General features: G+C 70.6%; 8 protein-coding genes. 3 read left to right on the forward strand and 5 right to left on the reverse strand.

Annotated elements, in window-relative coordinates; all coding sequences use genetic code 11:
- Positions 1-19: 19 nt before the first annotated feature.
- Both ELQ92_RS01395 and ELQ92_RS01400 read right to left on the reverse strand, forming a co-directional pair.
- On the reverse strand, positions 20-1,744 hold the full coding sequence (locus ELQ92_RS01395) for a bifunctional 3'-5' exonuclease/DNA polymerase (RefSeq protein ID WP_128497174.1): 1,725 nt from the start codon (positions 1,742-1,744) through the stop codon (positions 20-22).
- A 79-nt stretch (positions 1,745-1,823) separates the two neighbouring features.
- Positions 1,824-2,855, reverse strand: coding sequence for a glycosyltransferase family protein (locus ELQ92_RS01400; RefSeq protein ID WP_128497175.1), 1,032 nt, complete (start codon positions 2,853-2,855; stop codon positions 1,824-1,826).
- 73 nt (positions 2,856-2,928) lie between these two features.
- Between ELQ92_RS01400 and ELQ92_RS01405 the strand changes: the two genes are divergently transcribed.
- Complete coding sequence (locus ELQ92_RS01405; RefSeq protein WP_128497176.1) at positions 2,929-5,556, forward strand: glycosyltransferase; 2,628 nt, start codon at positions 2,929-2,931, stop codon at positions 5,554-5,556.
- Between the two features lie 28 nt (positions 5,557-5,584).
- Here ELQ92_RS01405 and ELQ92_RS01410 read toward each other — a convergent pair whose 3' ends face one another.
- The 3 genes from ELQ92_RS01410 to ELQ92_RS01420 all read right to left on the reverse strand — a co-directional run bounded on the left by ELQ92_RS01410 (position 5,585) and on the right by ELQ92_RS01420 (position 9,429).
- On the reverse strand, positions 5,585-6,688 hold the full coding sequence (locus ELQ92_RS01410; protein WP_128497177.1) for a glycosyltransferase family 61 protein: 1,104 nt from the start codon (positions 6,686-6,688) through the stop codon (positions 5,585-5,587).
- A 4-nt stretch (positions 6,689-6,692) separates the two neighbouring features.
- Positions 6,693-7,835 (reverse strand): glycosyltransferase family 2 protein, encoded by a 1,143-nt coding sequence (locus ELQ92_RS01415; protein ID WP_243694805.1) that lies wholly within the window; start codon positions 7,833-7,835, stop codon positions 6,693-6,695.
- A gap of 259 nt (positions 7,836-8,094) precedes the next feature.
- Positions 8,095-9,429 carry an MATE family efflux transporter gene (locus ELQ92_RS01420; protein WP_128497178.1) on the reverse strand — a complete coding sequence of 445 codons (1,335 nt, stop codon included), beginning with the start codon at positions 9,427-9,429 and terminating at the stop codon, positions 8,095-8,097.
- Between the two features lie 63 nt (positions 9,430-9,492).
- On the opposite strand from ELQ92_RS01420, the gene ELQ92_RS01425 reads away from it, so the two are divergent.
- Complete coding sequence (locus tag ELQ92_RS01425; protein WP_128497179.1) at positions 9,493-11,445, forward strand: M13 family metallopeptidase; 1,953 nt, start codon at positions 9,493-9,495, stop codon at positions 11,443-11,445.
- Between the two features lie 200 nt (positions 11,446-11,645).
- Positions 11,646-12,554, forward strand: a complete 909-nt coding sequence (locus ELQ92_RS01430) for a serine hydrolase (RefSeq protein ID WP_128497180.1) — start codon at positions 11,646-11,648, stop codon at positions 12,552-12,554.
- Positions 12,555-12,599 lie beyond the last annotated feature (45 nt).

The raw sequence follows: 12,599 nt of genomic DNA on the forward strand, positions 1-12,599 counted from the left end.
CCCGAGGGGGACCGCCCGCTCATTTCGCCTGGTCGTAGCTCGACACGATCGCGGTCGTGACGGGGAAGTCGACGGGGGCGTCGCCGAAGATCAGCCGTCCGGCCTCCGCCGCGCTCTCGATGACGAGACCCGCGACGGTCTCCGCGTGAGCGGCAGGAGAGTGCACGACGATCTCGTCGTGCAGGAAGAAGACGAGATGCGCCGATGCGGTCAGAGGGCCACCGCCCGCGAGCGTGGTCAGCCGCGTGCGGAGCGAGGCCATCCAGCAGAGCGCCCACTCCGCCGCGGACCCCTGCACCACGAAGTTCCGAGTGAAGCGGCCCCAGTTGCGGGCCTCCGTGCGGGCGCGGCGACCGATCGCCTCGGTCGCTGTGTCTCCGCCCGCCTGCTCCTGGAGCTCCTGCCACGCCCGGCCGGGGCGCGGGGAGCTGCGGCCGAGCCGGGTGCTGACGCGATCACCGCGTTCCCCCGCGCGTGCAGCCTCTTCGACGAAACCGATCGCTCGCGGGTACGCGCGGGCGAGCCGGGGAAGCAAGCGGCCGCTCTCGCCCGTCGTGGCGCCGTACATCGCGCCGAGCATGGCGACCTTCGCGTGTGCCCGGGTGTCGACGGCACCCGCCGCCACCATGCCGTCATAGAGGTCGACGCCCCGCGCGGCCGCCGCCATCGCCGCGTCCCCCGACAGGGCGGCGAGGATGCGCGGCTCGAGTTGAGCGGCGTCGGCGACGATGAAGGTCCAGCCCGGGTCCGGGACGACGGCGCTGCGGATCTGGTGCGGCAGTTGGAGCGCTCCGCCACCGTCCGAGGCCCAGCGTCCGCTGACGACGCCTCCCGGAACGTACGTGGGTCGGAACCGGCCGTCCTTCACCCACTGATCGAGCCAGTTCCAGCCGTTCGCGGTGTACAGCCGGGCCAGCTTCTTGTAGCGCAGCAGGGGTTCGATCGCCGGGTGCGCGAATTGCTTCAGCTCCCAGGACCGCGTCGAGGTCGCGGGGATCCCGGCGCTCTGGAGGGCGCGCAGGAGTTCGCCGGGCGACTCGGGCGAGAACGGAGCGACGTCGAGCGCGGCGACGACCTCGGCGAGCGCGTCCTCGAGCAGACGAGGACGAGCGCCCGGCGCGGGCCGGGGACCGAGCAGCTCCGTGAGCACGGCGTCGTGTCGTCCGGCGTCCCACGGCAGGCCCGCGAAGGTCATCTCGGCGGCGATGAGCGCACCGGCCGACTCCGCGGCGATGAGGAGGGACAAACGGGAGCGGGAGTCCGGCGCGGCTCCGGCGACCGCCGCACGCTGCACCGCGAATTCGGCGACGGGGTCGCGATCGTCGTCCGCCGGCCCGGTGTCGAGGTCGAAGAGCGCACCGGCGTCGGCGGCCGCGTCACGGGGCACGGCGACGGGTGCGTCCCACGGTCCCGGCGGAGCGGAGGCGAGGGCTGAGGCGGCGGTCGCGATCGACGCGCGGAGGATCGCGTGGCAGAGGCGCAGGTCGATACAGCGCGTCACTCTGACGTCGGCGCGGAGCAACTCCGGGTACCACGCGGCCGTGTCGTCCCAGACCCAGCGCACGCCCGGCTCGTCGCGTTCGACGCGGTCCACGAACCGCGCCCACTCGTCCGGGCCGACCGTCTCGGAACCGGAACCCGCGCCGGAACCCGCGCCGACCCCGGGTCCGGCTTCGGGGTCGGCGCCGTGGATCCGGGACACCACGACTCGCCGATCGGGAAGACGGCGGACGACGAGGTGCATCCCCCTAGTCTCCCTCGCCCCACCGACCTCGCCGTCGCACGCCGGCCGACCCGAGACGGCAGCTCGCCGGGAGCCTGGGCTAGGCGGGACGGAGGACGGACCACCAGTCGGCGAGCGCGTCCTCCGACGCGAGCATGCGCTCGTCGAGGAGGTACGCCGTGGACGCAGCGACCGCTTCACGGCGACGCCGTGGGGAGTCGGCGAGCTCCTCGATCGCGGAGAACCACACGTCCGGGTCGTTGTCCACGAGGACCGCTCCGTTCGCGTCGGTGCCCGCGTAGGGACTGTCAGCCGACGCGACCGTCGGTAGGCCGAGGGCGGTGTACTCGAGGAACTTCAGGTCGCTCTTCGCGTCGTTGAACGGTGTCTTCGCGAGCGGGGCGATCCCGATGTCCCACCGCCGATGGTGCCGACGAAGCCACGTACTGAACCGGTCGTACGAGCGTTCCCCGCGCGGGACGTCGAGCCGGGTGAACCAGTCCTCGTCGTCGTCGAGCACGCCGACGACGTCGAGTTCGATCGTCGAGCCGTAGCGCGTGGAACGGCCGTCGAACACGGACCGGACGATCGCGATGTCGTCGACGTGCGTCGCCGACCCCATGTAGAGGACGCGGACGGCGGCGTTCGGCCGGCGCGTGGGCACCGTCTCGACTTCATCGGTCCAGACGACGGGGCTCAGTCGATTGGGCACGACGTGCACGTCGCGTGCGGCGTCCCCCAGACGGTCCGCGAGTTCCGCTGTGCTCACGATCACCGCGTCCGCCGCGGCGACGATGCGCTGCAGGCCGTCCAATTCGGCCTCCTCGTAGCCGCCGTCGAGGAGGCGGCCCCGGGAGGAGGGCGACAGGAGGTCGTCGTCGAGGTCGATCACGAGGCGCACACCGCGTTCTCGGCAGGTCGAGACGACCGCATCGACGAGTTCGGCGGGGACCGCGTCCCGTTCCACGAGGAGGACGTCGGTGCCCTCGGGCCCGTGGAGCCAGTCCTCGGCCGTGGTGTAGGCGACCTCCTCCCCGAGCAGAGCGCTCGCCGCCTCGGCTCGAGCGACGGTGCGGACGTAGGCGGAGCCGGGGTAGCCGCCGGGGGCGCCCTTGGCGATGAAACGGATCACACGAGAGAGTCTGCCCCACGGGTGGGTTACGTGCACGCCGCGGCGGCGCGAGGCGAACAGGTAGATTGGCCCGGTGAGCTCCCTCCAGCGACTGCACACCCGCCGCGCCGAGAACGGGTTCGACCCCGTCTACTACCGAGCGCAGGCCGCGCTGCCGGGCGTGAGCGATCGAGCGGCCCTGCGGCACTATCTCACCGAGGGATGGGCGAAGGGCTTCGCTCCGCATCCGGCCGTCGACCTCCTCTCCGTCGCCACCGATCGTGCCGAGAGCGCTCGGGTGCGCTCCGCCGTCGAGGCCCAGAACCCGGCGTGGCTCGGCACGGCCGCACCGGCGCTCCACGTCCCGCTGGCCGAGATGCCTCTGCGCGTCGAGCGGCTCGCCGCGTCCGGGCTCTTCGACCTCGAGTTCTACTCGGCCCAACTGCACCGCACCTTCCTGTCGCTCGAGGTCGCGTTGTGGCACTACGTCGTCACCCCCGACGGTCCGGCGGCACCCAACGTGCTCTTCGATTCCGAGTGGTTCGGCCGGAAGGCGAAGGCGCGCGGACGGCAGGCACGCGGACTCGAGAACCTCGTGCGCGCGAAGCACCGGCTCGACTCCCCCAGCCCCCACTTCGACCCGGTGGCCTGGAGCGAGCAGCACCCCGATGCGCTCTCCCACCCCGCGGGGCCGCTCGGCCACTACCTCGCATCGGCGACCGCGGAGACGCCGACCGTCCCGCTTGACGGCGCGCCCGTCGTGCCGCTCGGCGTGCTCCGCGGCCGGCTCCTGGCCGTGGCGGAAGGGCGCCAGCCCTCCGTCGTCTTCGATGAGGGCGAGGACCGTCCAGACTGGTCCGTCGACTGGAGCGCGATCGCGGACCGCGAGCGCGTGCCCGGCCGGATCTCGATCGTCATCCCGACCTACGAGGACTGGGGGATGACGGCTCGCGCCGTGCGATCGCTGCTCGCTCACGCCGGCGACGACGACATCGAGATCATCGTGGTCGACAACGGGTCTCACGCCGCGGTGTCGAACCTGCTCACGGCGTTCTTCGTCGGCGACGAGCGCGTCGTGCTCTACCGTGTTCCCTCGAACGCGAACTTCGCGAACGGCAGCAACATCGGCTTCGCGCTCTCCACGGGGGAGACGACCGTCTTCCTCAACAACGACACCGAGGTCACGGCCGGGTGGCTCGACCCGATGAGGGCGCGACTCGCGCAGCCCGGCGTGGTCGGGGTCCAGCCGCTCCTCCTCTTCCCGAACGGAACGATCCAGGCGGCCGGCACCGTGTTCTCCGGGTTCCACTCGTTGCCGTACCACGTGCTCTCCGGCTTCCCGCGTGAGGATGCCGTCGCGGTGGAGGGCGTCGAGTTCCAGGCCGTCACGGCCGCATGCCTCATGATGCGGGCCGCCGACGTCCAGGCGCTCGAGGGTTTCGATCCCGCCTACGTCAACGGCATGGAGGACGTCGACCTCTGCCTCCGTGCGGCGCGCGCCCTCGACGGAGTCTTCCGCGTCGTGACCTCCTCGGTGGTCTTCCACTACGAGAGCCAGACGCCCGGACGGTTCTCCGGCAAATGGGGCAACCGGAAGCTCTTCCTCGAGCGTTGGGCGGGGCAGCTGCCGCCCGCCGACGACGAGCCCTACGTGCGCGCGGGTCTCGAAGTCGTGGGCCACACGAGCGCCGTCCCCGAGGACGGCGGCTACATCCGCGCCGTGCGCCCGATCGTCCTCCGGCCGAAGCGACTCGTCGAGTCGGGTCCCGCTGAGGGCCTGCCGTCGCTGCGCTGGGCGATCAAGAGCGCGGCCCCGGGGACGCCGGACGGCGACCTCTGGGGCGACACGTTCTTCGCCGACGACCTGGCCGAGGCCCTGCGGCGATTGGGTCAAGAGGTGGTCATCGACCGCCGCAACGCCCACGCGCGGGAGGTGAGCGATCACGTCGACGACGTCGTGCTGAACCTGCGTGGCCGCGTGCCGGTCGCGCCGCAGCCCGGAGCGACGAACCTGTCCTGGATCATCAGCCACCCGGAGGACGTGCCCGACGAGGAGCTCCTCGCTGCGTACGACATCGTCTATGCGGCGAGCGTGCCGTGGGCGACGGAGCAGTCGCGCCGGCTCGGCCGCACGATCCGGCCACTCCTCCAGGCGACGAACGCCGATCGCTTCCATCCGGACGTCGAGCGGAGTGTGGGCGAGCACGGCGCCCTGTTCGTGGGCCGCACGCGGAAGGTGTTCCGCCCCATCGTGCGGGACGCGCTCGCGATCGGAGCGGACGTCGAGATCTACGGCGACGGCTGGGAGGAGTTCATCGATCCCTCCCTGGTCCGGGCCGAGCACCTCGACAACAGCGAGCTGCCGACGACCTACGCGAGTGCGCGCTTCGTGCTCAACGACCATTGGGAGGACATGGCGCGGCTGGGCTTCCTCTCGAACAGGCTCTTCGACGCCGCCGCGACCGGAGCGCTCATCGTGAGCGATCACGTTGCCGGGCTCGAGGACACCTTCGGCGGACTCGCCCGCACCTACCACCGTCAGGACCAGTTGCGCGCGCTCCTGCTCGCGGACGACGGCGCCTGGCCGGACGCGGAGGAACGGCGCCGACTCGCACTCACCATCATCGAGCGGCACTCCTTCCGGACCCGGGCGGTGCAGCTCCTCTCGGACGTGCTCGAACTGCGCGGCGTTCCCTACGAGCGCGCGGTGCTCCTCGGCTGATCCGCCGTCTCGGGGCTCCGCCTCCTCCTCAGAGGAGCTCGGCGAATACCCGATCGAGACGGTCGTCCTGCGACTCCTCTGCGCTCCGGTCTGCGGGAATGAACGCCATCTCCTGACCGCGCGCGGCACAGACCACTCGCTGATTGGCGAGGGCCTTGACTCCGCTGCGGAGATCGCCCAGCTCGATCACTCGCGTGTGCGAGGTCGCGAACGCGGCGAGGTGGAGCGCGGTCCCGCTCCCTCCGGCGATGACGGCGGCGTTCGCGACCGTGCGGATCTGGTCGTCGATGCTCAGCGTCTCCGGGTGCACGATGCGGAAGCCCGCCCGCTCGAACGACGCCTCGAGCTGCTCGGCGTCCCACGCGAGGCTCGCACGGTGGTTCCGCGTGGAGACGCCGGCGGGGGCCAGCGAGTCCTCGAAGCGTCGTCGTGAGAGGAACACGCGGTCGGTCGGCTCGGCGTCCGGTGCCGCGGTGTCACGGATGCGGTCCCACAGGGCCGTCGCCCGCGGGCGCGCGAACGCATTGAGGACGAGCCGCCGACGCGAGATCATGAGCCGCTCGGGGAAGCAGTCTCCCGTCGTCACGACGTGCCGACGCTGCGGGAGGCCGGCGAGTTCGGCGAGCCGATCACGCCAGGCATACGACGAGCTTGGCCGGGTCGGCAGTGACGAGTGGGCGACGATTCCCTTCACGTCGCCGTCGTCGACCGACTCCACGGGGATCGCGGTGAGCGTCTCCGTGATGAAGTGTCCGAAGTGGTCCATCCAGTGGCCGCCGTACGCCCACAGGCCGTCGAGCGTCGTCGAGCCGCTGCGGTCCCGACCGCGTCCGAAGCGTTCGAGGGAGCTCGCGAGGCGCCGAGGCGGGATCGACGGCAAATCGGCGGGGACGTACTGGTCGCCGGACAAGCCGCCGACGCGCTGGGACGCGGTGACGAGGTCGCCGGAGGCGGTGTAGACAGCGCCGGTGATGAAGTGTTTCGGGGCGGGGAGGGGAGTCGGCACGTTCCCGATTTCGTAAGGCGTGAGGAGCGGGCTCGCGATGATGGTGGCGTGCTCGGCGTCCGCGCTGTTGTCGGGATCGGTGTCCTCGACGGGGAAGGCGGGGACGGCCCACTCGATCGACGCCACCGTCCTACTTCCTCAAGCCGAGCGTGCGGAGCATCCGTCCGGCGAAGGACCGCCCGCGCTGGTACAGCGTGCGGCTCGCCGGACGACCGGCGACGGCCTGCGCGGCACGCAAGTCGCGGTTGGCCTTCTGCAGGGCCGAACGGAACGACTGCAGGGTCTCCGTGTATGCGGTCTCGAGGGGGATGACGAGGCGCGCGACCTCGGCGGCCGCCTCCCAATCGTTGCGCCGGTACGGCTCGTCCTCGGAGTCGTCGAGGGCCTTCTCGACGAGGTCCGGGCGGACGGCGGTGCCGGAGGCGAGGATCGACTCGAGTGACTCGATGACGGCGTCGTCGATCCCGAGCTCCTCGGGAGCCCCCTCGACGACCTCGCCGTCGACGACCGAGTGCCGGAAGACGTAGAAGTGCTCGAGCATGTCCGCGAGGTGCCGGCGGTAGTCGCGCATGCCGTGGTGCTTCGGGCTCGGCCGCAACAGCGGATTCGCGGCATACGCGGCTCCGGACCGCTCGACCTTCCCTCCGTACTGGGCCCACGACCGCCACGGGAAGTGCAGGACCTCGACGAGCGAGCCGACGGGCACCTCTCCGCCCGGCTTGAGGTTCACGTTGTGGTTGCCCTGGATGACCTCGACGGTGGACGAGCCGATGTGCACGGCGTCCGGCGTCGCGTGGGCGTGCAGCCCAGTGCGCTTCCAGAGGTTGCGCGGACTGCGGTGGTCGCGCCACCGCAAGCGCCGGATGCCCGCGCCCTGCCGGGCGGGGATACCGGTCATATCGGTCACCGGGGCGTGGAAGGTCACGACGCTCTGGGGGATGCCCTCGAAGGCCTGCTTGAGCGTCTGTCGGCGGTCGACGGCGAGCCAGAACTCGTCGGCGTCCGCATTGATGACCCAGTCCGCCCCGTGTTTCTCGTAGGCCTCGCGCGCCATCGCCGTCACGACGGTGCTCTGCTGCTTCTCGTGGCGGGGGTCCTCCGAGAGGAGGACGCGGCCGGTCCCGACGTAGTTCTCGATGATCTCCCGCGTGCCGTCGACGGAGCCGTTGTCCGTCACGAGGATCAGGTCGATCCCCTGAGCCAGGTGGTGCTCGAGCATCGGGGCGATGATGTCCGCCTCGTCCCGGACCATGAGCGTCATGACGAGTTTCACGTGACATCCGTCTCGTTCGGGACCGCCCGCGCGAGGGGTCGGCCGGTGGGCTGGGGCGCCGTCGGACGCCGCGCATCAGTCTAGCCAGCACCCCACGCACCAACCCCCCAGACAGCTAGTCCCGCACGAGGGCGCCACGTGTACGGGGCGCCCTCGCCTCCAAAATGGCGCCCTCGCGTGATGCCGTGGACCCTCTCGGGAGGTGCGACGTCAGATGGTCGGGCCGCGACAGATGACTGGGACGCGGAGACAGCCGGTCTCACACACCCGTCCGTTGCCACGCCGTCCCGCGAGTGCGGAGTCCGAGCGTCGTGGCGCGTGCGGCGATGTAGCCGATCGCGAACGTCGCCGTCAGCCACGCGAGGCCCGCCGCCCCGGTGCCACCCCACGCGCCGGCCGCGAGTACGAGCGGCACGAACACGGCGAGGTTGATGAGCCCCGTGAGTGCGAGGTATCGCGCGTCGCCTGCACCGATGAGTACGCCGTCGAGGACGAAGACGTAACCGGCCAAGGGGGTTCCGGTCGCCACGACGACGAGGCTCGGCGCGATCAATGCCGCCGCCTCAGCGGACCCGGTGAAAAGCAGGCCGGCCACACCGCTCACCGCAGCGAGCCCGGCGCCCAGGACGGCACCGCCCCCGACTCCCCACACGAGGCACCGCCGGAGCACCGACCGGACGAAGTCGACGTCGGCCGCCCCGAGTCCCTTCCCGACGAGAGCCTGGGCTGCGACGGCCAACGCGTCGAGCGCGAAGGCGAGCGTCGAGAAGACGGTGAGCACGACATGGAACCCGGCGAGCTCGGCCGTGCCGATCCCGGTGGCGACGACGGTTGCGAGTACGAGTGCGGCGCGCAGGGACGCCGTGCGGACGAGCAGCCATCCACCGGACAGTGCCGAGCTGCGGATGCCCGCCCGTTGGGGCCGCAGCGCGGCACCCGAGCGGCGCGCGTGACGGACGACCACGACAGCGTACGCCGCCACCATGCCCCACTGCGCGATGACCGTCCCCACCGCGGAGCCGGCGATGCCCCAACCCGCCCCGTAGATGAGGAGGGCGTTGAGCGCCGCATTCGCCCCGAACCCCGCGACCGCGACCACGAGCGGGGTGCGCGTGTCCTGCAGTCCGCGGAGGAGTCCCGTCGCGGCGAAGACCACGAGCATCGCGGGCAATCCGGCCATGGAGATCGCGAGGTACGTGATCGCGGCTTCGGCGACGGCCTCCTCGGGTCCGAAGAGGGCGATGAGCGCCGGGGTGAGCAGGGCGCCCGCCGCCGCGAGCACCGCGCCCAGCCCGAGGGCGAGCCACATGCCGTCCACGCCGATGGACACCCCGCCGCGCTCGTCCCCGGCGCCGAGGCGCCGAGCCACGGCGGGAGTCGTCGCGTAGGCGAGGAAGACGAGCAGACCGATGATGGTCTGCAGCACGACGCTCGCGATGCCGAGACCCGCGAGCGGCACGAGCCCGAGGTGCCCGACCATGGCGGAGTCGGCGAGGAGGAAGAGCGGCTCCGCGATGAGGGCGCCGAGCGCGGGCACGGCGAGGCGCAGGATCTCCCGGTCGACCCCGCGCGCCGGTCTCCGCCCGCTCGTCACCCGTTCACGCTACCGGCCGACACGACCCCGTCGCCTCGAGCAGCCACGGCCTAGGCTGGAGGGATGAGCGCATCCGGCATCGATCTCGACGAACTCGACCCGAACGTCCGCCCCCAGGACGACCTCTTCCGGCACGTCAACGGCCGGTGGATCGGCCGCACGGAGATCCCGTCGGACAAGGCGCGATGGGGGTCGTTCCACCTTCTCGCAGAGGAGGCCGAGAAGGCCGTACGCGAGATCATCGTCGAGTCGCAGGACGCCGAGCCCGGCACCGAGACCCGCAAGATCGGTGACGTCTACGCGAGCTTCATGGACACGGAACGCATCGAGCGCGTGCGCCTCGAACCGCTCGCGCCCTTGTTCGCTGAGGTCGACGCAGTCTCGTCCATCTCGGACGTGCTCCCGACACTCGCACGGCTCGAGCGCCTCGGCGTGCGCGGCCTCTTCCAGCTCTTCGTCGACAACGACCCGGGAGACCCGGAGCGGTACCTCGTCTTCCTGGAGCAAGGCGGCATCGGTCTGCCGGACGAGTCGTACTACCGCGAGGACAAGTTCGCCGAGACGCGTGACGCGTACCGGTCGTTCGTCGAGAAGATGATGGCGATCACAGGGGTGATGGACGCCTCGGGCAGCGCCCAGCGGATCGTCGACCTCGAGAAGGCCATCGCGTCGCAGCACTGGGACAACGTGCGCAGCCGCGACAGCAATGCGACGTACAACCCGATGACCTGGGACGATGCGCTGGCGCTCGCCGAGGGTGCCGATCTCGCGGGCTGGCTCGAGGCCCTCGGAGCGCCGGACGGTGCTTTCGCCGAGGTCGTCGTCCGCCAGCCGAGTTTCGTCTCCGGCGTCGCCGGTCTGCTGACCGTCGGTTCGCTCGACGCCTGGCGGGACTGGCTGCGCTTCCAGGTCCTGCGGAGCTTCGCCCCCTACCTCCACGACGAGGTCGTGGACACCAACTTCGACTTCTACGGCACGACGATCACGGGGACCCCCGAGATCCGCGAGCGGTGGAAGCGCGGCGTCTCCTTCGTGGAGGGCGCGCTCGGTGAGGCGGTCGGACGCGTGTACGTCGAGCGTCACTTCTCGGCAGAATCGAAGACGCAGATGGACGAACTCGTCGCGAACCTCGTCGAGGCCTACCGGCAGTCGATCCAAGCGCTCGATTGGATGGGCCAGGAGACGAAGGTCCGCGCCCTCGAGAAGCTCGACAAGTTCACGCCGAAGATCGGGTACCCCGCGAAGTGGCGTGACTACTCGGCCCTCGTGGTTTCCGCCGACGACCTCGTCGCGAACGTGATCGCGACGAACGCGTTCGAATTCGATCGAGAGCTCGGCAAGATCGGCAAGCCGCTCGACCGTGACGAGTGGTTCATGACTCCGCAGACCATCAACGCTTATTACAACCCCGGCTTCAACGAGATCGTGTTCCCCGCAGCGATCCTGCAGTTCCCGTTCTTCGACCCGACGCGCGACGCCGCCGCGAACTACGGGGCCATCGGTGCGGTCATCGGTCACGAGATCGGTCACGGCTTCGACGACCAGGGGTCGCAGTTCGACGGCGACGGGCGTCTCACGGATTGGTGGACGGCCGAGGACAAGAAGGCCTTCGAGGAACGCACCAAGGCGCTCATCGAGCAGTACGACGCGCTCGCCCCCGCGCAGGTCCCCGACCATCACGTCAACGGCGCCCTCACGATCGGCGAGAACATCGGCGATCTCGGCGGCCTCTCGATCGCGTGGAAGGCCTACGTGCTCTCGTTGGACGGCGCCGAGCCTCCGGTCGTCGACGGCCTCACCGGGGGAGAGCGGTTCTTCCTCTCGTGGGCCCAGGCCTGGCAGCAGAAGGGGCGCGACGCCGAAGTGATCCGGCTGCTGTCGATCGATCCGCACTCGCCGAACGAGTTCCGGTGCAATCAGATTGTCAGGAACCTGGACGTCTTCTACGGTACTTTTGACGTGGTCGAGACGGACGCCCTCTGGCTCGATCCCAGCGAGCGCGTCACCATCTGGTAGCCGCCCGCCGAGTCTCTTCTCCCTCTTCCGCACGCGACGTCGCGTCACCCGGGGCGGCACCCCGGGGAGGTCCGGTCTCACCCGGAACGGCACTCGATGGGTGCCGGGACTCCAGCGATGGTGTCCCGGCGGCCACCGTGATCGGTGATGATCGGTCGGCGTTCCATCACGTGCACGTGTTCGCACCTGGAGTGATTCCCGTGGTCCCATCCCCGTCGCCGTCGGATCGACGCATAGAGCAGCGAGCCCGCCGCCACGCCCGCCATCGGGCGGACGAGCGCGGTGCGTCGTTCGCTCGTGGGTTCACGGCGCTCGGCTTCCTCGCGCGGAACGGCGTTCAGGTCTCCGCTCGCGCGATCGACCTCGCGAGTGGTCGCGAGCTCTTCTCGATCGACGACTACGTCGTGATGCCGACGGCGTCGATCGGGAAGGTGCTGCTCCTCGTCGAGGTGGCGGCGCGGCTGCGGGGGCCGGACATGTCGGCGCTCGCGCTGCTCGACCGCGATGTCACAGGCGGCGTCGGGGACTCGGGCATGTGGCAGCACCTCCAGGTGCCGACGCTGCCGATCGCCGACATCGCCGCGCTCATCGGTTCCTCGAGCGACAACCTCGCGACCAACGTGCTCCTGCGCACGATCGGGCTCGACGCCGTACACGCGCGCACGGAACGACTGGGTCTCACGAAGCTCGCGCTTCTCGATCTCGTGCGGGACCACCGGGGACCCGACGATGCGCCGACGCTCTCAGTGGGCTCCATGAAGGAGCTGACGTGGCTCTTCTCCGAACTGGCACGTGGCGAGGTCGTCGACGCGGAGACGAGTCGGCGGGTCGTCGGGTGGTTGTCGCTCAACACCGACCTGTCGCTCGTCGCGTCGGCGTTCGGCCTCGATCCGCTGTCCCACCTCGGTTCCGACCATGGGCTGACGCTCTTCAACAAGACCGGCTCGGATGTGGGGGTCCGCGCCGAGGTGGGCGTCTTGCGAGGGCCACGTGCCGGTGTCGCTTATGCCGTCGCCGCCTCGTTCTCGGACACCGACCTCCCGTCCCGCCTCGCGGTCATCGACGGGATGCGCACGGTCGGCGCCGACCTCCTCGAGTACGTCCACTGAGAGCGCTACACCCGCATGAGGGCGCCACCTCTATCTAGCGCCCTC

Source organism: Labedella populi (assembly GCF_004078655.1).
GTDB classification, from domain to species: Bacteria; Actinomycetota; Actinomycetes; order Actinomycetales; family Microbacteriaceae; genus Labedella; species Labedella populi.